Origin of the sequence: Pseudomonas sp. NyZ480 (assembly GCF_029537255.1) — a bacterium.
Lineage (GTDB): Bacteria > Pseudomonadota > Gammaproteobacteria > Pseudomonadales > Pseudomonadaceae > Aquipseudomonas > Aquipseudomonas taiwanensis.
Genome location: NZ_CP120626.1, coordinates 4,743,235 through 4,767,899, shown reverse-complemented (window position 1 = coordinate 4,767,899; position 24,665 = coordinate 4,743,235). Strand labels below are relative to the sequence as shown.

Here is a 24,665-nt window from a genome sequence, read left to right as displayed (position 1 = left end):
ATCAAACGATGGTGAACAGCGGCTGGTCGAACTCAACCGGCTGACCGTCTTCCACCAGGATGGCGTCGATAACGCCGCCGACATCGGCTTCGATGTGGTTCATCATCTTCATGGCTTCGACGATGCACAGGGTGTCGCCTTTCTTCACGGTCTGGCCAACTTCAGCGAAGTTCGGCGAGGTCGGCGAAGGCTTGCGGTAGAAGGTACCCACCATCGGCGAGCGAATCACGGTGCCTTTGAGGGCTGGAGCGGCGGCAGCGGCTTCGGCAACCGGGGCAGCGGCGGCAGCGACCGGCGCGGCAACAGGCGCGGCGGCAACCGGTGCCGGAGCGAAGTACTGCTGGCCGGCTGGGGCCTTGCTGTGACGGCTGATACGGACCGACTCTTCGCCTTCCTTGATCTCCAGTTCGTCGATGCCAGACTCTTCCAGCAGTTCGATCAGTTTCTTGACTTTACGGATATCCATTAATCATCAACTCCCAAGGTTCGGTCAGGGGGCGTAATTGAAAACGTGTTTGAAAACGTTTCTCTCGAACCCCGGCCCACTTAGGCCGAGGTCTCTATCATCAGGGCTGTGCGTTGGCAGCCAGTTGTTCCAGCGCGGACTCCAGGGCCAGGCGATAACCGCTGGCGCCCAGACCGCAGATCACCCCTACGGCTACATCGGAGAAGTAGGAGTGGTGACGGAACGGTTCGCGTTTGTGCACGTTGGACAGGTGCACTTCGATGAATGGGATGCTCACCGCAAGCAATGCGTCACGTAATGCGACGCTTGTGTGCGTAAAAGCAGCCGGATTGATCAGGATGAAGTCCACACCCTCGTTGCGTGCGGCGTGAATACGGTCGATCAGTTCGTACTCGGCATTGCTCTGCAGGTACTGCAGATGGTGGCCAGCGGCGCGAGCGCGCTGCTCCAGGTCCTGGTTGATCTGGGCCAGGGTCACGGCGCCGTAGTGGCCCGGTTCGCGGGTCCCGAGCAGGTTCAGGTTGGGGCCGTGGAGCACCAGTAGGGTTGCCATCTGCGGATTCCTTGAATTTGTAGGGCAATTCGACACAGCGCGGCGAGTGTGCCGCAAAGCGGGAGCAAGTGTCCAGTTCCCGGCAATAGCCAGCACGATGTCCGAGGTTCGCGCGAAGTATGTGACCAAATAATTCAATCTGGTCACTCTACTGAGGTTTTTTTACAGCCCGCGGGAAGTTATAGACCGAGTTTGCTGCGTACGCGCGCCAGAACCTGCGCAAAATCGCCGGCATTTATCTCGCCAATCACCCGATCAGCGGTAATTTCGCTGCCGTTCGCGGCAAAGAACATCAGCGCAGGCGGCCCGAACAGCTGGTAGCGGTCGAGCAGGCTGCGCTGTTCGGCATTGCTGTCGGTGATGTCGAAGCGCAGCAGGCGGAAGGCGCTCAGCTGTGGTTGCACGTGGGGCGCATTGAGCACTTCATGTTCGATCACCTTGCAGCTGATGCACCAGTCGGCATACCAGTCCAACAGCACCGGCTGGCCGGCGGCCTTGGCCTCGGCCAGCGCTGCATCGAGCGCGGCAGGGGTGGTCAGGGTTTGCCAGGCATCCGATTGAGTGGCGGGGCTGGTCGGGCCTGCACCGACGACCGCAGGCGGTGGCAGTGGGCGTAGCGGGTCGCCGCGTCCGCTCAGGGCGCCGTACCAGCAGGCCAGGGCGTACACCAGCAGCGCCAGGCCCAGCAGTTGTACCAGACGCTGGCGTGGTGTCTTGACCACGAACTCCAGGGCGCCGAGGAATAGCGCCACGCCGGCGGCCAGGAAACCGACCAGTAGCAAGGTGACCGGCCCCGGGAGAATGCGGCTGAGCAAGCCAATGGCCAGGCCCAGCAGCAATACACCGATGGCATTCTTCACCGTGTTCAGCCAAGGGCCACTCTTCGGTAGCCAGGCTGCACCGCCAGTGGCGACCAGCAACAGCGGCGCCCCCATGCCCAGGCCCAGGGTGAACAGTTTGAGTGCGCCGCCCAGGGCATCGCCGCTGGCGCTGATGTACAGCAACGCGCCGGCCAGCGGCGCCGATACGCACGGTGACACCAGCAGGCTGGACAGGACGCCCAGCACCGCCGCGCCCAGTAGCGAGCCGCCCCTGACACCATTGGCGAAGTTGTTCAGGCGGCTGCTCAGCGCCTGCGGCAGTTTCAGCTCGAACAGACCGAACATGGCCAGGGCGAACAGCACGAAGAACAGCGCGAACGGCACCAGTACCCATGCCGATTGCAGGCGCGCCTGCAAGTTGAGGCTGGCACCGAACACACCCATCAAGGCACCCAGCGCGGCGAAGGAGGCGGCCATTGGCAACACATAGGCCAACGACAGGCTGAGCCCACGCCAGCCACCTACCTGGCCGCGCAGCACGACGCCCGAGAGGATCGGCAGCATCGGCAGCACGCAAGGAGTGAAGGTCAGGCCGATGCCGGCGAGGAAGAACAGTAGCAGCGATTTCCAGTTCCAAGCCTGGTCAGGGACTGGCGCGGTGGCGCTGCCGGTACCGTCGATGGTCAGGCGTTCGGTTTCCGGTGGGTAGCACAGGCCTTTGTCGGCGCAGCCCTGGTAGCTCACCAGCAAGGTGAAGGCGCGCTGGTCGCTGGTCGAGCGCGGTATCTCGATGTCGAGCACGCCGTGGTAGACCTCGACATCGCCGAAAAACTCGTCGTGCTTGGGCTCGCCCTTGGGGATTCGTGGTGCGCCCAAGGCAATGTCGGCCGGCTCGCTGCGGAACTGGAAGCGGTGGCGGTAGAGGTAGTAGCCGTCGGTGGCGACGAAGCGCAACTTGATGGTCTGGGCGTCGCCCTGGATCAGGCTGAGCTTGAAGGCTTCATGGACAGGCAGGAAATCGGCGCTGTTGGACAGCGAGGCGGCACCGAGGGTGGCGCTGGGGCGGTTGTCGAGCAGGCCTGAGGCGAAGGCGGGGCTGGCCAGCAGCAGGAACAGCAGGAAAAACAGGCGGCGCATGGCGGACTCGCGAGGTGGAACGTGCTGGGCATGATAGCGGAGTTGATGGGCGTTGGGGGCGGGGGTTTGTCGGGATATCTTCAGCGTTGGGGGAGCGAGCGCCGCCGGCGCGGCGCATCGCGAGCAAGGCTCGCTCCTCCGGTTGTTTCGGGCCAGTTCGCGTGCGATCTCAGACCCTGAATGCCCCCACCGCCCGGTTCAACTCGCCACCCAGCGCCAGCAACTGCTCCCCTTGTTCGCGCCCTTCGCCGATGCGCTGCAGGTTGTCTTCGCCCAGGGCGTGGATTCGCTCACTGTGGTCGCGGATCTCGCCCACGGCGCCGCTTTGCTGGGCGGTGGCGTCGGCAATCCGGATGGCCGTGGCAGAAATCGTGCGGATCGCACTGACGATCTCGTCCAGCGCGCCGTCGGCGGCCTGGGCCTGGTCGGCGGTAGCCTCGGCATGTTCGAGCTGGGCCCGCATGCCCGCCACCGACTCACGCGCCGCCTGTTGCAGGCGGTCGATCAAAGCCTGGATTTCGCCCGTGGCGCCAGTGGTACGTTGGGCCAGTGAGCGCACTTCATCGGCGACCACAGCAAAGCCTCGACCCATCTCGCCGGCTCGGGCCGCTTCGATGGCGGCGTTGAGGGCCAGCAGATTGGTCTGCTCGGCAATCGAGCGAATAACCGTCAGTACACCACCAATGGTGGCTGACTCTTCGGCCAACTGCTCGATCATGCGGGCATTGCCGTGCACCTCGTCCACCAGTTCGCGCAAGCCCGTCAGGCTCTGGCCAATCACGGCCTGGCCCTGTTCGACGGCACGGCCGGCATCGCGGCTGGCATCGGCAGCCGAGCTGGCATCGCTGGCAACCTGCACGATGGTCGCTTCAAGCTCACCGAGCGCATCGCGAATCTGCCCGGTATCGCCCGCCTGGCGCTCGGCACCGTCGTGCAGGGCCGCACTCATCCCGGCTAGGGCATGGCTGCTGCCCGCCACCTGCTCGGCGTTGTGGCGGATGGTGCCGACCAGCTCCACCAGATACTGGCGCAGGCGGTTGAGCGATTCCTGTATGTCCTGCAGCTCCCGGTTGCTCTTGCCCAGGACGATGGCCTTGGCGAAGTCACCCTCGGCCCAGCGTGACAAGGCCGGCGCCAGGCTGGTGAGGGTGCGGGCCAGGCGGCGCTGCAGGGTATCGATGAGCAGGGCGATGAGCAGGATCACAGCGATCATCAGGCCTTGGATGATGCGCACTTCGTTGGCGATCGTGCCATGCTGGCTGCGCACTGCCGGCTCCACGGCGGCGATGGCCTGTTGGACGGCATCGAGGCGTTCGTTGGTATTGGCGGCCAGGACCGTGCGGCGTTCGATCAGCTCTCGGGTGCGCTGCAGTTCCGCGGGGTACCGGTTTAGCAGACTCAGCAACTCGCGTTTCAGGCCGACGGCAATGTCTTCCTGTTGCTCGCTGGCTTGGGTCTGCAGGCCCATCATGGCAGCGAAGTCATCGGCGCCGGATGCGGCGGCGCGAGTCACGCCCAGCAGTGGCAGGCTGTCGATGACCTGGGCCTGGGCGCGAATGAGCTGCAGCTCGCGATCGACTTCGTCGGCCAGTTCGGCGCGTCCACTGCTGACCAGTTTGTCCCGGGCCAACGACAGGCGGCCCAGGTGCAGCGTGGCGTCGAGGATCGGCGTCAGGTAATGCTCGGCTTCGGCGCTCGCGCTGTCGCGGGCATAGCCTGCCAATTGTTCGAGGTTCGCCCCCAGTTCGCGTTCGGCTTGCAGCAGCAAGGCCTGTGGGTCGCCGGCCAGCTTGCCGGCGGCAAGCAGTTCGTTGCGGGTGAAGGCCTGAAGGCTGCCAAGGCTTGGGCGCAGTCGGCCAGCCAGGTCTTCCGGCCACTCGGCGAGGGCGGCCTGCAACTGGGTATTGGCTTGCACGGCCGCCGCGTGGCGCAATGCGTCACCGCTGCCGAGGTAGGCCTGGATATTGCCCACGGCGTCGTTCTGGAACTGCCGCGACAGGCCAAGGTAGCGCTCCATCAACTGGTAGGGACGTTCCAGGACGCGTTGCGACCACCACAGGGTCGCGCCCAGGGCGATACACACGGTCACCAGCAACAAGGTGTTGAAATTGGTCAGCCACTTCAGGCGCATAGCCGCGAACTTCCTGCGGGGGAGTGGAGAGGTAGGTGCCTGAAGTTATTGCGGTTTTGTGACGTGGTGATGACGACGGGGCGGCGTGGCACAAAAAAAGTGGCACAGTGCCGGCATTGGTTTTGGCCGTGCCGACGCCTTCACGGGTGAAGCCGCTCCCACAGGGACTGCTGCGAATTCAAGGTCGGTGCGAAGGGCACAGCACAGGCAAAGCCCTGCCTCAGGGCTCCACGCGCACCACACAATTGCGTCCGGCATGCTTGGCGCGGTACAGCGCCTCATCGGCGGCGCTGGCCATGGTCAGCGCATCCAGGTCGTCGTCGAGTTGAACCACACCTGCACTGAACGTGCATTGCAGGTCGTGGGGCTGCGCGGGGTAGAGAATCTCGGCAAAGCGCCTGCGGATTTCATCGAGCACCTTGTGCGCCGCCTCCAGGCCAGTGTTAGGCATCACGATGGCGAATTCCTCGCCGCCGTAGCGGCCGATGAAATCGGTCTTGCGCAGACGTTGCTTGAGAAACAGCGCCAGGCTCTTGATTACCCGGTCGCCCATGGGATGGCCGTGGCGGTCGTTGATCTTCTTGAAGTGGTCGATGTCGAGCATGGCGAAGCTCAACGGCTGCTCTTCGCGGCGCGCGCGGAAGCTGCAGTCTTCGAGCAATTGCAGGATGTGCGTGTGGTTGTACAGCCCGGTCAGGCTGTCGCGGACCATGCGCGCTTTCAGGTGACGGGCACGGGCGGCGCGGTTGCGCACGGTGGTGATCAGGTGGCGCGAGCGGATCGGCTTGGTCAGGAAGTCGTCGCCGCCTTCGCTCATGGCATCGAGCTGCTTATCCAGGTCGTCCTCGGCCGACAGGTAGATGATCGGCACGCTCACATAGCGGTCGTTATGTCGGATCACCTTGGCCAGCTCGGTGCCGGTGCAGGCCGGCATGTACATGTCGAGGATCACCAGGTCGGGCTGGAAGTCGGCCAGCTCGGCCATGGTCCGGATCGGATCGTTCAGGCTGCGGGTGATCATGCCGGCGCTGTTGAGCAGGCGTTCGGTGTGCAGGGCCTGGGCGCGTGAGTCGTCGATGATCAGCACGCGAAACGGGTCGTACTGGGTGGCGCTGGTCAGCAGCTCGACTTTCTCCAGCAGGCTGGAGGCCTCAAGGGTGCCGGTGAGAAACTCCTGGCCTCCGGCGCGCACAGCGGCCAGCCGGGTCGGCGTGTCGGTTTCCTGATGGCTGAAGAACAGCAGCGGGATGTGTTGCTCCAGGCCCTGCTGGGCCTGAGCAGCCAGTTGCAGGCCCAGACCTGGGCCGGTGAAGTCGACATCCATGACAATGGCTGACGGTAGGCGCTCTTTCATCGAGGCCTGGAAAGCGTCTGCACTGAACAGGGCTTCGACGCCCAGGCCGAAGAACTCCAACTGCTGGGCCAGGCGCTCGGCCCGGTCATGGTCCTGCAGCAGGATGTACACCGGCTTGCGCAAGGGCGGCAGGGGCACTTGGTCGAGTTGGTCGCCCTTGCGCAGCCCGGTGCGCGACAGACGTTGCATCAGGCGGTTGAGCTCGCCGATCAGTTGTGAGTTGAGCCGTGCGCTGTTGGCTTCGATGGCCTGCAGGGTCTGGCCAATGGCGGTCGACAGGTCGCTGTGCTCAGGCTGCTCGAAGCGTTCGGCGTAGCGTTGCAGGCGTAGGTTGGCCTCGCACAGTTCGCCCAGGTCGCCGTCCGACCATTCGCCACGCTGCAGACGCTGCCAGATCTCGAGGATCTGCCTGGCCTGGAGGATCACACGCTGGGCGAAGTGCTGCTTGAGACGCTCGTGGCTCGGCTCGGCTGTTTGGCTCATGTCCTGACTACTTATTAGTTGGGGATGTGCAGGTGCAATGATGGCTCTATGCTAGCAGTTCTTTTCCGACGAGTGAGTGCCCTGAATCAACAAAGGGTTCCGAACGAATATTCAGTTACTGACTCATTGGTCGCTTATGCGTACGACGGTGTCTGCTTTATAGTGCAGCCACGCGGGCTTGCCGTGGCACCCTGGCGCAGGCCTGTGGTCCAAGCCCCTGAACCGTCGTGACTGATTAAGGACAAAGCCATGCTGGATTGGAAAAACCGCGAGGCCAAAGCCGAGCCCCGCGAGCGTGTCGATGGTCGCGGTGCTGCGGCCCGCAGCTACCTTGGTGGCCTCTGGAGCCGTGCGCTGGGCACGTTGATTGGCCTTTACCTGCTGGTCTGCATTGGCCTTGGTTGGTACTGGAGCCAGGAGCCTGAACTGTTCCCGGTGCAGCAGAACGCCCAGGCGGCGGCCGAGAAGAATGGCCAGCAGATGGTCGTTGGCTACACCACCATCGAAACCCTCAAGACGGTCGCGCAGACCTTGCTGGACAAGCCGGGCGGCTACATTTCCAACGACCGCTTCCCACCGGGGCTGTGGATGGACAACATGCCGAGTTGGGAATACGGCGTGCTGGTCCAGGTGCGCGACCTGTCGCGCGCACTGCGCAAGGACTTCGCCCGTTCGCAGTCGCAATCCACCGAAGACGCCGACTTGGCCAAGGCCGAGCCGCGCTTCAACTTCGACAACAAGAGCTGGATCCTGCCATCGAGCGAGTCGGAGTTCGAGGAAGGCATCAAGTCGCTGAGCCGCTACCAGGCTCGCCTGGCCAAGGGTGATCAGGGCGCGATCTTCTATACCCGTGCCGACAACCTCAACAACTGGCTGGGTGACGTGGCGACCCGTCTGGGTTCGCTGTCCCAGCGCCTGTCGGCCAGTGTCGGCCGGGTCAAGCTCAACAGCACCCTGAAGACCGAGTCGGTGCAGCCCGGCCAGGCGCCGCAGGTTGACGAGGAACTGGTGGAAACGCCTTGGCTGCAGATCGACAACGTGTTCTACGAAGCCCGTGGCCAGGCCTGGGCGCTGTCGCATCTGCTGCGTGCCATCGAGGTGGACTTCGCCGATGTACTGGCGAAGAAGAACGCTACCGTCAGCGTCCGCCAGATCATCCGTGAACTGGAGGCGTCCCAGGAGGCGCTGTGGAGCCCGATGGTGCTCAACGGCAGTGGCTTTGGCATGTGGGCCAACCACTCGCTGGTGATGGCCAACTATATCTCCCGAGCCAACGCAGCGGTGATCGACCTGCGTCAGCTGCTGTCCCAGGGCTGATCATGGCCATCGATCCCAAGGAGGCTGCCCACCGGGCAGCTTCCGACCGTGAGCTGGTCGCCTGGGTGGACGAAGCCGATCAGGTCCTCGGCGCCTTGCCCAGGGCTCAGTTGCGTGAGCGCGGCCTGATCGGTCGCTGCACCTTCATCCTGCTGTTCAACAGTGCCGGTGAACTGTGCGTGCACCGCCGTACCCTGAGCAAGGCGCTCTACCCAGGCTACTGGGATGTGGCGGCAGGCGGCATGGTGACGGCGGGAGAGGCGTATGCCGAGTCCGCCGCGCGAGAGCTGGCCGAAGAGTTGGGGATCGAAGGCGTCGACTTGCGCTTCCATGAGCGGTTCTACTTCGACCAGCCGGACAACCGCTTGTGGTGCGCGGTGTATTCGGCGGTGTCGGATGCGCCGTTGCGCTTGCAGCCGGAAGAAGTGATAGAGGCGAAGTTCGTTCGCATCGAGCAAGCGGAGGCCGAGAGCCTGAGCAAGCCTTATTGCCCGGACTCGCTGGCGGCGTTGCAGCGCTACAAGGCCAGTCTCTGATGTAGGCTTCCCGGTGCTGGCCTTTTCGCGGGTTAACCCGATCCAGCAGGTGATTCACTGCCAGTGAGTCCAGTGAAATAGCCGTTGCAGCGGGCTTGCCTGCGAGGGGTCGCAAAACATTCGAAAAATGGCGCATTCCAGTACTTAGCAAACGCCGGTTTTATCGTTACACTGCGCGCCCTTTTCGGGCTGCCGCAGGTCTTGTGGCAGTAGCGCCGCCCCTGCCAGAGTGGGGCTTCGCGGTCGGCTCCCGTCGACCAGTTTTTGTCCTCAGCAAGAGGAACAAAAGTGGCCAAGAAAGCTTCTTCCTTCTCCGCCCTTGGCGGTCTCGTGTACTCCACCGATTCCGGTCGGCATTGCCCCGACTGTGGCCAGCCGGTGGACGCCTGCACCTGTAAGCAATCCGTCATCCCCGAGGGGGACGGTATCGCCCGCGTTCGTCGTGAAAGCAAAGGCCGTGGCGGCAAGACCGTGACCACCGTCACCGGCGTCCCGCTGCCGCTCGACCAGCTCAAGGAGCTGGTCTCCACCCTCAAGCGCCGATGTGGTACCGGTGGCGCCTTGAAAGAGGGCGTGATCGAGATCCAGGGCGATCACGTCGAGTTACTCATCGGCGAGCTGACCAAGCAAGGCTTCAAGGCGAAGAAATCCGGCGGTTGATACGGCCGCGCGATTTTTTCCCCAGCGCTTTCTAAACTCGTTTCCGTAGCAGGGGTCTATCCCTGAATACGGAATAATCGTCATTTTCAGCTTTTACACTGCGCCCGCCGCCTCGTGGGGCAGTGTCTTCGACTTATCTATAGGGGACGTGAATGTCCGTACGACGCACACGCAAAGACGATGGTAGCCAATGGACCGTGGCCGACAGCCGCAGTGTTTATGGCATCCGCCATTGGGGCGCTGGTTATTTCGCCATCAATGAAGCCGGGCGCGTCGAAGTGCGCCCCAACGGGCCGAGCAGTGCCCCGATCGACCTGTTCGAGCAAGTCCAGGAGCTGCGCCAGAGCGGCCTGTCGCTGCCACTGCTGGTGCGCTTCCCAGACATTCTGCAGGACCGCGTGCGCCAGCTGACCGGCGCCTTCGACGCCAACATCGCGCGCCTTGAGTACCAGAGCAAGTACACCGCGCTGTACCCGATCAAGGTCAACCAGCAGGAAGCGGTGGTGGAAAACATCATCGCCACCCAGAACGTGTCCATCGGCCTTGAGGCCGGCTCCAAGCCCGAGCTGCTGGCGGTGCTGGCGCTGGCGCCCAAGGGCGGGACCATCGTCTGCAACGGCTACAAGGACCGTGAGTTCATTCGCCTGGCGCTGATGGGGCAGAAACTCGGCCACAACGTGTTCATCGTCATCGAGAAAGAGTCCGAAGTGGCTCTGGTGATCGAGGAGGCCGCCGAGCTCAAGGTCAAGCCTCAGGTAGGCCTGCGCGTGCGTCTGTCGTCGCTGGCATCGAGCAAGTGGGCAGACACGGGTGGCGAAAAGTCCAAGTTCGGTTTGTCCGCGGCCCAGCTGATCTCGGTGGTTCAGCGTTTCCGCGACGCGGGCCTGGACCAGGGCATCCGCCTGCTGCACTTTCACATGGGGTCGCAGATCGCCAACCTGGCCGACTACCAGCACGGTTTCAAGGAAGCCATCCGTTACTATGGCGAACTACGGGCCCTGGGCCTGCCGGTCGACCATATCGACGTCGGCGGCGGCCTGGGTGTCGACTACGACGGCACTCACTCGCGCAATGCCAGCTCCATCAACTACGACATGGATGACTATGCCGGCGTGGTGGTGGGCATGCTCAAGGAGTTCTGCGACGCGCAGGGCCTGCCACACCCGCACATCTTCTCCGAGAGCGGCCGTTCGCTGACCGCGCACCACGCCATGCTGGTGATCCAGGTGACCGACGTCGAGAAACACAACGACGACGTGCCGACCATCGAGAACAAGGAGTCGTTGCCGGAGACCGTGCAGTGGCTGGCCGACCTGCTTGGCCCGACCGACATCGAGATGGTGACCGAGACTTACTGGCGCGCCACCCACTACATGGGTGACGTGGCAGCGCAGTATGCCGATGGCAAGATCAGCCTGGCCGAGAAAGCCCTGGCCGAGCAGTGCTACTTCGCCGTGTGCCGTCGCCTGCACAACTCGCTCAAAGCCCGCCAGCGCTCGCACCGCCAAGTGCTGGACGAGCTCAACGACAAGCTGGCCGACAAGTACATCTGCAACTTCTCGGTGTTCCAGAGCCTGCCGGATACCTGGGCCATCGGCCAGGTGCTGCCGATCATTCCGCTGCATCGCCTGGATGAAGAGCCGATGCGTCGCGCGGTGCTGCAGGACCTGACCTGCGATTCCGACGGCAAGATCAACCAGTACGTCGACGAGCAGAGCATCGAGACCAGCATGCCGGTGCATGCGGTCAAGGAAGGCGAAGACTACCTGCTGGGTGTGTTCCTGGTCGGCGCCTACCAGGAGATCCTGGGCGACATGCACAACCTGTTCGGTGACACCGACTCGGTGAACATCTATCAGAATGCCGATGGCAGCGTGTACCACGCCGGTATCGAGACCCACGACACTATCGAGGACATGCTGCGCTACGTGCACCTGTCGCCGGAGGAGTTGATGACCCACTACCGCGACAAGGTGGCCAGCGCCAGGATCAGCGCCCGCGAGCGGACCCAGTTCCTCGATGCGCTGCGTCTTGGCCTGACCCGGTCTTCATACCTGTCGTCCTGATCGCCAGGGGCCGCTCCTGCCCTGTGTGGGGCGGGAGCGACCTTGTGGCGCGAAAGGGCTGCGTAGCAGCCCCAACTGCCTATACACAACAACCCTGCTCAGTACGGGCTTTGAGTCTGTGGTGAGCATCCATATGCCTTGTCCGACGGCAAGTAGAAGCAAGACTGCTATCAGGCACTGAGTAGCCCCTTGACTTCGCATACTCAATACCTGCTTTGATCCATGCCTGATCTTCGGGGTCGTCTCCATAAGGGGCATCATTGCACCACGATCCAAATGCCGAATTGCAGGTGCCAGCCCGACGCTGTGCCCATCCAGCACCTCTCAACAAGAATTCTTGCGATAGACCTGCGGCGGTTCCCGTAGCTCCGGAATTGAAGTTGCCAAAGGCTTCGTACTGCCTTCCTTGCTGTTTATAGTCCCACTCACCTCGATTTCTGACCATCGAGTAAAACCACGGCACTAGAAAAGCACTGCCGCCGTTTTTAAAGTAGTTACGCGCCTTGCTGGCAGCATTCATGTCGCTATCAACAGATGCGGTTGGAGGGTACATAAAGGCTCCTTGCTCTTAAGTAATTAAGAAGAGTCCCCTCCGTGGGCGCTGCATTTACCAAATTGATTCTCGCAGTCAATCGAATCTATTTTTCATATTGTTTTCCACTCCGACCCACTTGCCTCTCTGCTGCAATTTCCATCCCACCCACCCCAACGTCACTGCCCGCAACGCCATGAACCCCAGAAACGCCAGCCATAACCCATGGTTGCCGGAGCCACTCAACACCAGCGCCAGAGGCAGCGCGACCAGTACCGAAACCAGCATTGCATTGCGCATCTCTCGCGCCCTTGTCGCACCGATGAACAGCCCGTCGAGCAGATAACTCCACACCGCGATCAGCGGCAGCACCGCCAGGTACGGCAGATACGGATAAGCCGCTGCCCGCACACTGTCGATGTCGGTTTGCAGGTCGATGAACAGGTGCCCGCCGACCAGGAACAACACGGCAAACCCCAGGCTGGTGATCAGCGACCAGCCACAGGCCACCACCAACGAGCGGCGCAGCGTGTCGCGGTCGCGGGCGCCGATGGCGTGGCCGCACAGGGCCTCCACGGCGTGAGCCAGGCCGTCCAGGGCATAGGCGGTCAACAGCAGGCCATTGAGCAGGAGGGCGTTAGCGGCCACCGTGGCCTCACCCAGGCGCGCGCCCTGCACGGTAATCAGCAGGAACACCAGCTGCAGCGCAAGGCTGCGCAGGAAGATGTCGCGGTTCACCGCCAACAGTGGCCGCCAGGCTTGCCAGCGCTTGAGCGCCGCCCAGGCGATCTGCCCCGGATAGGCGCGCAGGGCAGGGCGGGTGAGGGCCAAGCCCAATAGCGCGGCGCTCCATTCAGCAATCACCGACGCTCGCGCCGAGCCCAGCACCCCCCAGTCGAGGCCAAGGACGAACCACAGGTTGAGCACGATGTTGAGCAGGTTGGTGGTCAGCAGAATGGCCAGCGGTGCCCTGGCGTTCTGGGTGCCGAGGAACCAGCCCACCAAGGCATAGCTGGCAAGCGCGGCCGGCAGGCCAAGCAGCCGCGTGTGGAAGAAGTCTTCGGTGGCTTGCTGCAAGGCTTCGCTCGGCTGCATGGCCTGCAGCGCCAGCTGGCTGAAGGGTACGGCGAGCAGGCCGATGAGCAGGGCGAAGCCGACCGCCAGCAACAGCCCCTGTACCAGCACCTGGCGCAGCGCAGCACCGTCGGCGCGCCCGGCAGCCTGGGCGGCGAAACCGGTGGAGCCCATGCGCAGAAAGCCCATCAGGCCGACCATGAAGGTGAACAGGGTGGCGCCCACGGCGACCGCACCCAACTGGTGGGCATGGGGCAGGTGACCAATCACCGTGCTGTCGACCAGCGCCACCAGTGGCACCGAAACGTTGGAGAGAATCATCGGTGCGGCCAGGCCCCAGACCTTGCGGTGGGTGGGGCGGTCGCGCCAGTCGGTCGTCAGTGAAGTCATCGGGTTCCTGTTGAATCTGCGGCTGCGTTGCGGCCGTTTCGCGTCACCGGGCCGCTCCCAACGATTGCGGGTCCGGGAACGGCCGTGCGCCGCGCTTTTCTGAGGGCAACAGTGTAACGGCCAGCCAGCCAATACGCTCGACCTCAGGTGTCCCTGCTGCCATTGCGCTATAGTTGCTGCCCTTACGTACACGCTGCCAAAGAGTTCCCACTCCATGTTCAACAAAGGATTGTTGCTGGCCTGCGCGCTGGCGTTGCTCAGTGCTTGTGACGGCGCCTCGCCGGAAAAAACCAAGCCGACCGAGTCTCCTGCCGCGAGCGCGGCGGTCGAGGCGGCGGCACCCAAACGCGAAGACCCGGCTGTGCTCGCCAAACGTTACGAGGGCCGCGAGCTGAGCGTGCTGGACGTCTCCGAAGTCCAGCTCGACGGAGCCGCTACCTTGTCGGTGAGCTTCTCGGTGCCACTGGATGCCAAGCAGGACTTCGCCAACACGTTGCACCTGGTGGATACGGTCAAAGGCAAGGTCGATGGCGCCTGGGAGCTCTCCGACAATCAGATGGAACTGCGCCTGCGCCATCTTGAGCCACAGCGCAAGCTGGTGCTGACCATCGACAAAGGCCTGCTGGCGGTGAACGGCAAGACGCTGGACAGCGAGTCGGTGAGCCGCCTGGAAACCCGCGACATGCAGCCCACCGTGGGCTTCGCCAGCCGCGGCTCGCTGCTGCCGACGCGCCTGGCCGAAGGCCTGCCGGTCATCGCCCTGAACGTCAACAAGGTCGATGTCGAATTCTTCCGCATCAAGCCGGACATGCTCTCCAGCTTCCTGGTCAACTGGGGTCGCAACAGCAGCCTGTACTACTACCAGTCCAAGGAAACCCTGGAGATGGCTGAGCTGGTCTACAGCGGCCGTTTCGACCTCAACCCTGCGCGCAACACCCGCGAGACCATGCTGCTGCCGATTGCCGGTATCAAGCCGCTGCAGGAGCCGGGCGTGTACCTGGCCGTGATGCGTGCCTCGGGCACCTACGACTATTCGCAACCGGCAACGTTGTTCACCCTCAGCGACATCGGCGTATCCGCCCATCGCTACCACGACCGCCTGGATGTATTCGCCCAGGCGCTGGAAGGCGGCAAGGCGTTGAAAGACGTCAACCTCGAACTGCACGATGACAAGGGCAAGCTGCTGGCCCAGGCCAAGACAGATAGCCAGGGTCATGCCCAACTGCCCATCACCGCCAAGGCCGACACCCTGATTGCCACCCAGGGCGTGCACACCACGCTGCTGCGCCTGAACACGGCGGCGCTGGACCTGGCCGAGTTCGACATCACCGGGCCCCAGGCCAACCCGCTGCAGTTCTTCATCTTCGGCCCGCGAGACCTGTATCGCCCTGGCGAAACGGTGCTGCTCAATGGCCTGTTGCGCGATCAGGATGGCAAGCCGGTCAAGGCCCAGCCGGTCAGCGTGGAGGTCCGTCGCCCCGATGAGCAGGTGAGCCGCAAGTTCGTCTGGGAGGCTGACGCCAACGGTCTTTACCAGTACCAATTGCAACTGGCCACCGAAGCTCCGACGGGCCGTTGGCAGTTGCTGCTCGACCTCGGCGGCGGGCGCAAGCAGGTGTATGAGTTCCTGGTCGAAGACTTCCTGCCCGAGCGCCTGGCACTGGAGCTCAAGGGCAGCAGTCAGCCGCTCGCACCAGAGCAGGATGCGCGTATCCAGGTCAATGGCCGCTACCTTTATGGCGCCCCGGCTGCCGGCAATCGCCTGAGTGGTCAGGCCTATGTCCGCCCGCTGCGAGAAGCCGTACCCGCCTTGCCGGGCTACCAGTTCGGCTCGGTGACCGAGACCGAGCTGAACCAGGACCTGGAGCTCGATGAAGTGACCCTCGACCAGGCCGGTAAAGCGGTGGTCGACATCGAAAGCCGCTGGGCCGAGGCCCGTTCGCCGCTGCAACTGACCGTGCAGGCCAGCCTGCAGGAGTCCGGCGGCCGACCGATCACCCGGCGTCTGGAACAGCCGATCTGGCCTGCCGAGCGTTTGCCGGGCCTGCGTGGCCTGTTCGACGGTGACGAGACCGACAGCGATGGCCCGGTGGAATTCGAGTTCCTGGTGGCGGACCGGGACGGCAACAAGCTGGCGGCGAACGACCTCAAGGTCAGGCTGATTCGCGAGCGCCGCGACTACTACTGGAACTATTCGCAGAGTGATGGCTGGAGTTACAACTACAACGAGAAATTCCTCACGCAAAGCGAGGAAACGCTCAGCGTCAAGGCAGGCTCCACGGCCAAGCTGACCTTCCAGGTCGAGTGGGGGCCGTATCGCGTGGAAGTGGAAGACCCGGAAACCGGACTGGTTTCCAGCGAACGCTTCTGGGCCGGTTATCGCGCCCAGGACAACGCCGAAGGCGGCGCTGTGCGTCCGGACCAGGTCAAGCTGGCGCTGGACAAGCCTTCGTACGCCGATGGTGCCACGGCCAATGTCACCGTCACGCCACCGGCGCCAGGCAGTGGTTATTTGATGGTCGAGTCCAGCGAGGGCCCGCTGTGGTGGCAGGAGATCGACGTTCCCGCCGAGGGCAAGACCTTCGAGGTGAAACTCGACAAGCAGTGGGCACGCCATGACCTGTATGTCAGCGCCTTGGTGATCCGCCCCGGCGAACGCAAGGCCAATGCCACGCCCAAGCGCGCGGTGGGCGTGCTGCACCTGCCGCTGGACCGCGCCGAGCGCAAGCTTGCCGTCACCTTGCAGGCCCCTGAGAAGATGCGGCCGAAACAGCCACTGACCGTGAAACTCAAGGCCGCCAACGCTGATGGCAGCCACCCGAAACAAGTGCATGTGCTGCTGTCCGCGGTAGACGTGGGCATCCTCAACATCACCGACTTCAAAACCCCGGACCCGTTCGCCAGCCTGTTCGGTCGCAAGGCCTACGGTGCCGACCAACTGGACATCTACGGGCAGTTGATCGAAGCCGGCCAGGGCCGTCTGGCGAGCCTGGCATTCGGTGGCGATGCGGCCATGGCCAAGGGCGGCAAGCGCCCCAATACCACGGTGACCATCGTCGCTCAGCAGAGCGTGCCGGTGACCCTTAACGAGAAGGGCGAGGGTCAGGCAACGGTCGAGATCCCCGACTTCAACGGTGAGCTGCGCCTGATGGCTCAAGCCTGGAGCGATGAGCACTTCGGCATGGCCGAGGGCAAGACCGTGGTCGCCGCGCCATTGATTGCCGAACTGGCGGCGCCGCGCTTCCTGGCCGGTGGTGATCGCACCAGCCTGGCGCTGGACTTGGCCAACCTGTCGGGGCGCGCGCAGCAGTTGAGTGTCGAGCTGCGTACCGAGGGCCAATTAAGCCTGCAAGCGGATGCCCTGCAAAGCGTCGCGCTGGCGGAAGGTCAGCGCACCACGCTGATGATTCCGGTCCAGGCCCAGGGAGGCCTCGGTCAGGGCAAGGTGACCGTGCGCGTCAACGGCCTGCAACTGCCGGGTGAGCCGACCAACACTTTCGAGCGGGAATGGACCTTGGGTGTTCGCCCCGCCTACCCGGCCATGCTCAAGCACTACCGTGTGGCCCTGAAGGAGCAACCCTGGACGCTGCCGGAGGGCGACCTGGCCGCCTTCGAGCCCGCCGGCCTGGAGGCCAGCCTGGCCTTGTCGAGTCGCCCGCCGTTGAACCTGGCCGAGCAGATTCGTGCGCTGGAAGCCTACCCTTATGGCTGCCTGGAACAGACCACCAGCGGGCTCTACCCCTCGCTGTATGCCGATGCGGAGAGTCTCAAGCGCCTGGGCATCAAGGGCGAAGCCGCCGAGGTCCGCAAGCGCAAGATCGAGATGGGCATCGAGCACTTGCTGGGCATGCAACGCCACAACGGCAGCTTCGGCCTGTGGAGTTCGGACAGTGAGGAGGAGTACTGGCTGACCGCCTATGTCACCGACTTCCTGATGCGTGCCCGCGACCAAGGCTACGGCGTCCCGGCCGAGTCCCTGAAAAAGGCCAGTGAGCGGTTGTTGCGTTACGTGCAGGAGCGCAACCTGATCGAGGTTGATTACAGCGACAATGCCGAGCACACCCGTTTTGCCGTGCAGGCCTATGCCGCCCTGGTGCTGTCGCGCAGCCAGCAGGCACCCTTGGGCGCATTGCGCAGTCTGTTCGAACGACGGGCCGATGCGCGTTCCGGGCTGCCGCTGGTGCAACTGGCGGTAGCGCTGGACAAAATGGGCGACAAACCACGCGCCGATCAGGCCTTGCAGGCCGGCCTAGGCATCAGCCGTGGCAAGGGCTGGATGGCTGACTACGGCAGCGCATTGCGCGACCAGGCACTGATTCTGGCGCTGTTGCAGGAGAACAAACTGGCCAGTAATCAGGTCGACCAGCGCCTGTTCGCCTTGTCGGACGAACTGGCCGCCAACCGTTGGCTTTCGACCCAGGAGCGCAATGCGCTGTATCTGGCAGGCCGTGGCTTGCTCGACAAGCCGGAAGGGCAGTGGAAGGCGCGCCTGGACAGCGCGGGCGAGATTCGCGTGTTCAGCAACACCGAATCGGGCATGAAGCTCGAAGGGCCGTTGCTGGCCGCGCCGCTGAGCGTGCAGAACGAAGGCAGCGAAACGCTCTACCAGCAACTGACGCTGTCGGGGTATCCGCGTCAGGCACCGGCCGCCGGCGGCAACGGCCTGCAGATCCGCCGCGAGTACCTGGGCATGAACGGCCAGGCACTTGACCTGCACAACCTGCGCAGTGGTGACCTGGTGCTGGTGCACCTGGCACTCAAGGCCGAGACCGCCGTGCCGGATGCGCTGGTGGTGGACTTGTTGCCTGCGGGCCTGGAGCTGGAAAACCAGAACCTGGCGCAGAGCGCGGCGAGCCTGGACAACGCCAGCAGTGCGGTCAAGCAGTGGCGTGAGTCGATGCAGAACGCCAGCGTGGTGCACCAGGAGTATCGTGACGATCGCTACGTGGCGGCGCTCAAGCTCGACAGCTATGGGACCACGCACTTGCTGTACCTGGCGCGGGCCGTGACGCCGGGCACCTATCGCGTGCCGCCGCCGCAGGTCGAGTCGATGTACCGGCCAAACCTTCAAGCAGTGGGGGATGGGCAGGGTGAGATGGTTGTGAAGGCGCGTTGAGATGCGGGCTGGCTCCCACAGGTAGCGGTTATCCGTGGGAGCTAGCGATGGGCCGCGAAGCGGCCCCACGTCAGTGGATGATCCAGCTCAACACCCACAACCCCAGCAGCAACCAGATGATCCCAGCGATGATCGAGGCGCGCATGAAGGCGCGGATTGCCGAGTACAGCAGCATCAGGCCAACGATCAGGGCCAGGATGCTGATCAGCGAGGTGTCCATGCCCAATGTGCGCGCCAGGCCATCTATGAAATTACCCCCGGCATTGGCCAGCAGGTTGAACAGGCCGCTCAACGCGTCGACGATGAAGCGGATCAACGACCCCAGCGCCTGCCCCAGCCACTCGAAAAAACCTTCTACATGCATAGTTGCTTCCTGATGATCGAATCGGCGAGGTTACCGATTCCAAGCCTTTGGCCATCACCTGGCCAGGTCGGTTCCCAATGCCAAGCTTAACCCGCCTGCATACCCGTGCGGGGCGCTTGCTGTGCGGTTGTGCCTTGGCGTTGGCGATGACGGCGGGCCTGTTGTGGCTGGCCGACCGCCTCTGGCCGTTGCCCATGCCAGCGGATGATCTGGCACGGGTGGTGCTGGCCGAAGACGGCACGCCGATGTGGCGTTTCGCCGATGCCGATGGCGTGTGGCGTTACCCGGTCAGCCCCGAGGAAGTTTCGCCGCTATACCTGCAGGCGCTGCTGACCTATGAAGACCGTTGGTTCTACAGCCACCCGGGTATCAACCCCTTGGCCCTGGCCCGTGCGGCCTGGCTCAACCTGCGCGGTGGGCGCGTGGTCTCGGGTGGCAGCACCCTGTCGATGCAAGTGGCCCGGCTGCTCGACCCGCATGATCGAACGCTGGCCGGCAAGCTGCGGCAACTGTGGCGCACCGGGCAACTTGAATGGCACCTGTCCAAGCGCGAGATCCTGCAGCTTTACCTGAACCGTGCTCCATTTGGCGGCACCTTGCAGGGCGTAGCGGCGGCCAGTTGGGCTTACCTGGGCAAGTCGCCGATGCATTTGACCCCTGCCGAGGCTGCGCTGCTGGCGGTGTTGCCGCAGGCGCCCAGCCGTTTGCGCCCGGACCGTCATCCGGCGCGTGCCCAGCGGGCGCGGGACAAAGTGCTGCAGCGCCTGGGCGAATATCACGTGTGGCCTGCCTTGCAGATCAAGGAGGCTACCGAGGAGCCCCTGTTGCTGGCCCCGCGCCAGGAGCCTGCGCTGGCGCCGTTGCTGGCGCGCCGGCTGAACACGGCCAACAGTCCGCCGCTCATTCGTACCACCCTGGACGCGAACCTGCAGCGGCGTTTGGAAGACCTGCTGCTAGGCTGGCGTGCACGCCTGCCGGAGCGCACCTCGGCCGCGGTGCTGGTGGTGGAATCGCAGACCATGGCCGTCAGGGCCTACCTGGGCTCAATCGACCTGGCCGACGAGCGCCGATTCGGCCATGTCGACATGGTGCGATCCCTCCGCTCGCCCGGCTCGACCCTCAAGCCATTTCTCTACGGCATGGCGCTGGACGACGGCCTGATTCATTCCGAGTCGCTGCTGCAGGACGTGCCGCGCCGCTATGGTGACTACCGTCCCGGCAATTTCTCGATGGGGTTCAGCGGGCCGGTGGCAGCCAGTTCGGCGCTGGCCCTGTCCTTGAACTTGCCAGCCGTCCAACTGCTTGAAGCCTACGGCCCCAAACGCTTTGCAGCGGAGCTGCGAAATGCGGGCATACCGCTGGTGCTGCCGCCCCTGGCAGAGCCCAACCTGTCGCTGATTCTGGGGGGCGCCGGCAGTCGCCTGGAAGACCTGGTCGCAGGCTACGCGGCGTTGGCCAGGGCGGGCAACAGTGCCCAGGTACGCCTGCGGCCGCAGGACCCGCTGGTGGAACGACGCCTGCTGTCGCCGGGGGCGGCCTGGATCATCCGCCGCATTCTCAGCGGCCAGGCCCGCCCTGACCGTGACCCACATGCCGAACTGGTCCAACGGCCGCTGCTGGCCTGGAAGACCGGGACCAGTTATGGCTTTCGCGATGCCTGGTCGATCGGGGTAGGGCCGCGTTACCTGATCGGTGTGTGGATCGGTCGCCCCGACGGTACGCCGGTGCCTGGGCAGTTTGGCCTGGCCTCGGCAGCGCCGCTGATGCTGCAGGTTCATGACCTGTTGAGCAATCGCGACAGCCAACGTGGCATTGCCGCGCCGGTGGAGCAGGTGCCGCAAAGCGTTGGCGTGGCGGCGATCTGTTGGCCTTTGGGCCAGCCAATGAAGCGGCAAGACCCCAACTGCCGTCGCCAGCGCTTCGCCTGGACCCTGGAAGGCACCACGCCACCCACCCTACAGGCGGCCGACCAGCCGATCGGGCTTGGGCTGCGGGAAACGGTCTGGGTGAACGACCAGGGCCTGCGCGTCGACAGCACCTGCCCCGGTGCCAAGGCGCGAGAGGTCGCCCTGTGGCCCGCCCCGCTCGAGCCTTGGTTGGGGCGTCAGGAGCGTCGCGCTGCCCGGTTGCCAGCCGTGGACCCTGGTTGCCCGCCGCAGCTTGCGGCGCGGGTGCCGCCGTTGTCGATCGTGGGGGTGCGCCCTGGGGACAACCTGCGCAGGCCTTCGACCAGCAGCGAGCCACTGCAACTGCATGTCTGGGCATTGGGCGGAGGCGGGCGCCGCTGGTGGTTCCTCAACGGCCAGCCCTTGGGCGAGACCGAGGGGCAGAACAGCTTGCTGGTGCGTTTCGACAAGGCCGGACAGATCGAGCTGAGCGCCCTGGACGAAAGCGGCGAGACCGCGCGGGTGGCATTTGAGGTCAACGAGTGACGGTCGACGTTTGCAGGTCCAGCACCTACGCTTGCAAGTGACTGGGGTGACCGGCTGGCGCCCTGGTACCCAAGGGATCATGGAGTGTCCTATGCGTCCTCTGGTCGTGCCCCTGTTGCTGCTGTCTTGGGCCAACCTGGCTCATGCCGAGCCGTTGCCTGGCTTTCTCGACGGCCACGAAAATGAGCGCCGCCTGCCCGCCGCCAACCTGCCGCTGGATGTTTATCGCCCCTTGGCACCTGGGCTGCGGGTGTGGGCTCCGCTCGCCAAGCAACGCGCATCGCTGCCGACGAATACTCCGCTGATGCTGCACAAGGTGCGTTTCGAAGGGGGGACCGTCTACCCGCTCAGTGAACTGCGCGAGCATTTCCAGCCGCTGATGGGGCGGCAAACCACCTTCGGCGAACTGCAACAGTTCACCGATCGCCTGACTGAGCGTTATCGGGGTGACGGCTACCTGCTGTCCTACGCATACCTACCGCCCCAGGACGTCAGCGAAGGCCGGGTGCAGGTGGTGCTGGTCGAGGGCTATATCCGCGACTACCGGCTGGTAGGCGATATCGGACCTGCCGCCGCCTACCTCGAGCAGTTGCTGACGCGGCTCAAGGCCGAGCGCCCCTTGACCGGCAAGACCCTCGACCGTTACCTCGGCCTGGCCGAGCGGATGCCCGGTGTGTCCATCGAGGCCGAACTGCCTGCCACCGTTCAAGCGGACGGTGCGACCCAATTGACCGTTCGTGCCCGGCGCAGGCCCTTCGACGCGGCGTTGACCCTTAGCGATGGCAACCGTGACGAGCCGCAAGCATTGCTCAGGGTTTCCAGTCGTTCGCAGACCCGCTTTGCCGAACGCGTCGCGGCCAGCGTCATCCAGCCCAAAGGCGACGAGCAGACCCGATACCAGCATCTGGAGTACAGCCAGTACCTCGATGCCGAAGGCAGCCAACTGCTGGTGTCTGCCACGCGCTACCGTAGCGAGCCGAATACACGCGTTCGCCTGGACCATGGCCGGACCATGACGCAACGCCGGGAGAGCGATCGCTACGCAGTAGGGCTGCGTCAGCCGGTGATCGTCGCGGCGGATGAGTGGATGACGGTGGCTGGGCATTTCTATGCCGTCAGCGAGCACATCGAAGACCGGCCAGGGCAGGGCGTGCCTTCTCGAAACAACGCGACCTCGCTACGGGCCTTGTCGTTCGGCGGCGACTGGCGCCATGCCGACCCGCGTCGATTGCGGATCGTCACTGCGGGGGTCTACCAAGGCCTGGATTATCTGGGGGGCCATAGCGATGGCGACTACGACCTCAACTTCTTGCGTATGCGCGTCGCGGGGCTGCAAAGCGATCGGCTGATGGACAACTGGCAGGGTGTGCTTTCTGGGGCGTTGTACTGGAGCGATGACCGGCTGCCCGACAGTGAAAGGGCGGTGTTCGGCGGACAGAATTTCGGCAGGGGTTACCCTCGGGACCAGGCGGCGGGCGACAGGGGCTGGGGCATGGCCTACGAGCTGAACTACAGCTTTCAGCTCGATGGTGCGCTGCTCCGCCAGGTGCAACCCTATGGTGTGCTCGATAGCGCGCGTGCCTGGTACAACAGCGGGCACCTCGAGGATTCAAAGCTGAGCGCTGTGGCACTGGGTGTGCGCCTGGGTGACGGTCGCCGTGGCAGTGTCGCGCTGGAAGTGGCCAAGCCGTTGGCGGATGTGGCGCTGGACAGTCTCGATCGCGGGCCGCGCTGGACCCTGACCTTCAGCTTCCAGCCCTGAGCCTGGCCGGTTTCGATGCCCTCAGTGCGTGGTGAATCGCTGGTGCACAGGAGACGAACTAGGCGTCAGGGCCAACGCCAGCTGGGTGCGGTTGTGCATATGGGTCAGGCGCAGTACCTGGGATACATAGAGCTTCACGGTGTTCTCGGTGATACCGAGCTCGCAGGCGATCTGGTAGTTGGTCTTACCCTTGCTCACCAGGCGGGCCACTTCCAGCTGGCGTGGCGAAAGCTTCTCGAAGGCAGCTGGCAGCTCGGCTTCGTTTTCCTCGGCATCGCTGGCTCGACGGTGCACGCCCTGGCCGCGGGCTTTTTCCAGGTCTTGGTAAAGTTCGTCGATCGATTCGGCCAGCTCCTGCAGGCGTCGGTTCAGGCTGCCCAGGTCGCGGAAGCTGTTCTGGCGTTCGAGTAACGATTGCTCCTGGCGGCGTACACCTTCGAGCAACTCATCGAGGTCCACGGGTTTTTGGTAGTAGTCGGCAAAACCTTCGCGCAGCGCGCGGACCACATCCTGTTTCTCGGCTCGCCCGGTCAGCATGATCGCCTCGAACAGACGCTCACGTCCGGCGACTTCCTTGAGTGCGTGAACCAACTCGATGCCATCGCGTTTGGGCATGTGCAGGTCGCACAGCACAAGGCCAATGGCTTGGTCCGCCACGTAGCATTCGATGGCCTGGTCGGTTGAAAAAGCCGGCACGCAGCGATGGCCATGGCTTTCGAGGAATTCACACAACTGTTCGACGATCAACTGCTGGTCATCGACAACCAGCACCTTTACCTCACTCGTTGGCTTGCTCACGATCAACTCCCTGTTCGTAATCGGCCCTGCTCCCGGGCCAGACGCTCTGGCAGTTAGAAAAGTAGTCCTACTTCCCAACTTTGTACAAGTTTTGTACAACACTTCGGACCATGGAAATGACTATTGGATCCATACGGCAGTGAGCATGAAGCCGGCCAGCACGTAAGGCACGAACGCTTGCTTGTCGCCCATTTGCTCAGTCAGCGCTTGCAGTCGTTTCTTGACCTTCGGATTCATCAGGGTCCACAAGCGTCGCCGGGCGAGCAACCACAGCAGGACGCTGATCCCGGCACCAATGAAGGTGCCGAGTACATACTGGTAGCTGGTGGCCAGCGCCAGGGCGCCCATCAACTTGACGTCATCAGCGCCGAAGCGGCCGAGCATGTAGCCGGGCAGGGTAAGCAGCATGACGATGGCCAGCGCCCAGCCGGCATCGCTGGCGTCGGCGCCGATCCAGCTGTGTCCGGTTGCGAACAGCCACACCAGGGCACAAGCGGCCACACCCAGGGTAAGCATGTTGGAGATCTGCCGTTCGCGGACATCTTGTTCGGCGCACAAGGCAAGCCACATCAGGAGAACAATGCTTTGCATGGGCAGGTCGCCATCCCTATTCGTTGAACTGATCTATCCAGGCAGTCAGGTTTCAATAGTCAGGGTAGACGGAATCCGACGA

At 63.8% G+C, this 24,665-nt stretch carries 17 protein-coding genes; 7 read left to right on the top strand and 10 right to left on the bottom strand.

Annotated elements, in window-relative coordinates; translation table 11 throughout:
• Window position 1: 1 nt before the first annotated feature.
• The 5 genes from accB to P3R38_RS21835 all read right to left on the bottom strand — a co-directional run bounded on the left by accB (window position 2) and on the right by P3R38_RS21835 (window position 6,945).
• A complete protein-coding gene (gene accB, locus P3R38_RS21855) occupies window positions 2–466 on the bottom strand; it encodes an acetyl-CoA carboxylase biotin carboxyl carrier protein (protein WP_104881211.1) in 465 nt (154 codons plus the stop codon).
• Between the two features lie 100 nt (window positions 467–566).
• On the bottom strand, window positions 567–1,019 hold the full coding sequence (gene aroQ, locus P3R38_RS21850; RefSeq protein WP_008093086.1) for a type II 3-dehydroquinate dehydratase: 453 nt from the start codon (window positions 1,017–1,019) through the stop codon (window positions 567–569).
• A 179-nt stretch (window positions 1,020–1,198) separates the two neighbouring features.
• Window positions 1,199–2,977, bottom strand: a complete 1,779-nt coding sequence (locus P3R38_RS21845; RefSeq protein ID WP_202675659.1) for a protein-disulfide reductase DsbD — start codon at window positions 2,975–2,977, stop codon at window positions 1,199–1,201.
• 169 nt (window positions 2,978–3,146) lie between these two features.
• Entirely contained in the window at window positions 3,147–5,108 is a 1,962-nt protein-coding gene (locus P3R38_RS21840) for a methyl-accepting chemotaxis protein (RefSeq protein ID WP_277686600.1), read from the bottom strand.
• Between the two features lie 220 nt (window positions 5,109–5,328).
• Window positions 5,329–6,945: a diguanylate cyclase gene (locus tag P3R38_RS21835; RefSeq protein WP_023382510.1), complete on the bottom strand. Its 1,617-nt coding sequence runs from the start codon at window positions 6,943–6,945 to the stop codon at window positions 5,329–5,331.
• Between the two features lie 249 nt (window positions 6,946–7,194).
• On the opposite strand from P3R38_RS21835, the gene P3R38_RS21830 reads away from it, so the two are divergent.
• The 4 genes from P3R38_RS21830 (at window position 7,195) to speA (ending at window position 11,524) form a co-directional block, all read left to right on the top strand.
• Window positions 7,195–8,262: a DUF2333 family protein gene (locus P3R38_RS21830; protein ID WP_023382509.1), complete on the top strand. Its 1,068-nt coding sequence runs from the start codon at window positions 7,195–7,197 to the stop codon at window positions 8,260–8,262.
• 2 nt (window positions 8,263–8,264) lie between these two features.
• Entirely contained in the window at window positions 8,265–8,798 is a 534-nt protein-coding gene (locus P3R38_RS21825) for an NUDIX hydrolase (protein WP_023382508.1), read from the top strand.
• A 288-nt stretch (window positions 8,799–9,086) separates the two neighbouring features.
• The gene (locus P3R38_RS21820; RefSeq protein ID WP_277686599.1) at window positions 9,087–9,458 is read left to right on the top strand and encodes a translation initiation factor Sui1; all 372 of its coding nucleotides are present in this window, start codon (window positions 9,087–9,089) and stop codon (window positions 9,456–9,458) included.
• A gap of 152 nt (window positions 9,459–9,610) precedes the next feature.
• On the top strand, window positions 9,611–11,524 hold the full coding sequence (gene speA / locus P3R38_RS21815; protein WP_023382506.1) for an arginine decarboxylase: 1,914 nt from the start codon (window positions 9,611–9,613) through the stop codon (window positions 11,522–11,524).
• A 79-nt stretch (window positions 11,525–11,603) separates the two neighbouring features.
• Here speA and P3R38_RS21810 read toward each other — a convergent pair whose 3' ends face one another.
• Both P3R38_RS21810 and P3R38_RS21805 read right to left on the bottom strand, forming a co-directional pair.
• Window positions 11,604–12,077, bottom strand: a complete 474-nt coding sequence (locus tag P3R38_RS21810; protein WP_277686598.1) for a polymorphic toxin type 44 domain-containing protein — start codon at window positions 12,075–12,077, stop codon at window positions 11,604–11,606.
• 75 nt (window positions 12,078–12,152) lie between these two features.
• Window positions 12,153–13,520 carry an MATE family efflux transporter gene (locus P3R38_RS21805; protein ID WP_277686597.1) on the bottom strand — a complete coding sequence of 456 codons (1,368 nt, stop codon included), beginning with the start codon at window positions 13,518–13,520 and terminating at the stop codon, window positions 12,153–12,155.
• Between the two features lie 214 nt (window positions 13,521–13,734).
• On the opposite strand from P3R38_RS21805, the gene P3R38_RS21800 reads away from it, so the two are divergent.
• Window positions 13,735–18,636 carry an alpha-2-macroglobulin gene (locus P3R38_RS21800; RefSeq protein ID WP_277686596.1) on the top strand — a complete coding sequence of 1,634 codons (4,902 nt, stop codon included), beginning with the start codon at window positions 13,735–13,737 and terminating at the stop codon, window positions 18,634–18,636.
• A 70-nt stretch (window positions 18,637–18,706) separates the two neighbouring features.
• Here P3R38_RS21800 and P3R38_RS21795 read toward each other — a convergent pair whose 3' ends face one another.
• Window positions 18,707–19,000, bottom strand: a complete 294-nt coding sequence (locus tag P3R38_RS21795; RefSeq protein ID WP_023382503.1) for a hypothetical protein — start codon at window positions 18,998–19,000, stop codon at window positions 18,707–18,709.
• A 77-nt stretch (window positions 19,001–19,077) separates the two neighbouring features.
• Here P3R38_RS21795 and pbpC point away from each other — a divergent pair, with 77 nt between their 5' ends.
• Together pbpC and P3R38_RS21785 are read left to right on the top strand one after the other, a co-directional pair.
• Window positions 19,078–21,432 carry a peptidoglycan glycosyltransferase PbpC gene (pbpC, locus tag P3R38_RS21790; protein ID WP_277686595.1) on the top strand — a complete coding sequence of 785 codons (2,355 nt, stop codon included), beginning with the start codon at window positions 19,078–19,080 and terminating at the stop codon, window positions 21,430–21,432.
• Window positions 21,433–21,523: 91 nt separating this feature from the next.
• Window positions 21,524–23,194: a POTRA domain-containing protein gene (locus tag P3R38_RS21785; RefSeq protein ID WP_277686594.1), complete on the top strand. Its 1,671-nt coding sequence runs from the start codon at window positions 21,524–21,526 to the stop codon at window positions 23,192–23,194.
• 21 nt (window positions 23,195–23,215) lie between these two features.
• On the opposite strand, the gene P3R38_RS21780 is transcribed toward P3R38_RS21785, so the two are convergent.
• Window positions 23,216–23,992, bottom strand: a complete 777-nt coding sequence (locus tag P3R38_RS21780) for a response regulator transcription factor (RefSeq protein ID WP_104881218.1) — start codon at window positions 23,990–23,992, stop codon at window positions 23,216–23,218.
• Window positions 23,993–24,112: 120 nt separating this feature from the next.
• Window positions 24,113–24,583: an A24 family peptidase gene (locus P3R38_RS21775; protein ID WP_023382499.1), complete on the bottom strand. Its 471-nt coding sequence runs from the start codon at window positions 24,581–24,583 to the stop codon at window positions 24,113–24,115.
• Window positions 24,584–24,665: the final 82 nt, after the last annotated feature.

Excerpts from the sequence above, each read along its gene's own strand:
- aroQ (WP_008093086.1), bottom strand. The coding sequence starts at position 1,019 with ATGGCAACCCTACTGGTGCTCCACGGCCCCAACCTGAACCTGCTCGGG.
- speA (WP_023382506.1), top strand. The coding sequence starts at position 9,611 with ATGTCCGTACGACGCACACGCAAAGACGATGGTAGCCAATGGACCGTG.
- pbpC (WP_277686595.1), top strand. The coding sequence starts at position 19,078 with ATGCCAAGCTTAACCCGCCTGCATACCCGTGCGGGGCGCTTGCTGTGC.
- P3R38_RS21840 (WP_277686600.1), bottom strand. The coding sequence starts at position 5,108 with ATGCGCCTGAAGTGGCTGACCAATTTCAACACCTTGTTGCTGGTGACC.
- P3R38_RS21795 (WP_023382503.1), bottom strand. The coding sequence starts at position 19,000 with ATGCATGTAGAAGGTTTTTTCGAGTGGCTGGGGCAGGCGCTGGGGTCG.
- P3R38_RS21800 (WP_277686596.1), top strand. The coding sequence starts at position 13,735 with ATGTTCAACAAAGGATTGTTGCTGGCCTGCGCGCTGGCGTTGCTCAGT.
- P3R38_RS21775 (WP_023382499.1), bottom strand. The coding sequence starts at position 24,583 with ATGCAAAGCATTGTTCTCCTGATGTGGCTTGCCTTGTGCGCCGAACAA.
- accB (WP_104881211.1), bottom strand. The coding sequence starts at position 466 with ATGGATATCCGTAAAGTCAAGAAACTGATCGAACTGCTGGAAGAGTCT.
- P3R38_RS21845 (WP_202675659.1), bottom strand. The coding sequence starts at position 2,977 with ATGCGCCGCCTGTTTTTCCTGCTGTTCCTGCTGCTGGCCAGCCCCGCC.
- P3R38_RS21810 (WP_277686598.1), bottom strand. The coding sequence starts at position 12,077 with ATGTACCCTCCAACCGCATCTGTTGATAGCGACATGAATGCTGCCAGC.
- P3R38_RS21830 (WP_023382509.1), top strand. The coding sequence starts at position 7,195 with ATGCTGGATTGGAAAAACCGCGAGGCCAAAGCCGAGCCCCGCGAGCGT.
- P3R38_RS21785 (WP_277686594.1), top strand. The coding sequence starts at position 21,524 with ATGCGTCCTCTGGTCGTGCCCCTGTTGCTGCTGTCTTGGGCCAACCTG.
- P3R38_RS21835 (WP_023382510.1), bottom strand. The coding sequence starts at position 6,945 with ATGAGCCAAACAGCCGAGCCGAGCCACGAGCGTCTCAAGCAGCACTTC.
- P3R38_RS21805 (WP_277686597.1), bottom strand. The coding sequence starts at position 13,520 with ATGACTTCACTGACGACCGACTGGCGCGACCGCCCCACCCACCGCAAG.
- P3R38_RS21825 (WP_023382508.1), top strand. The coding sequence starts at position 8,265 with ATGGCCATCGATCCCAAGGAGGCTGCCCACCGGGCAGCTTCCGACCGT.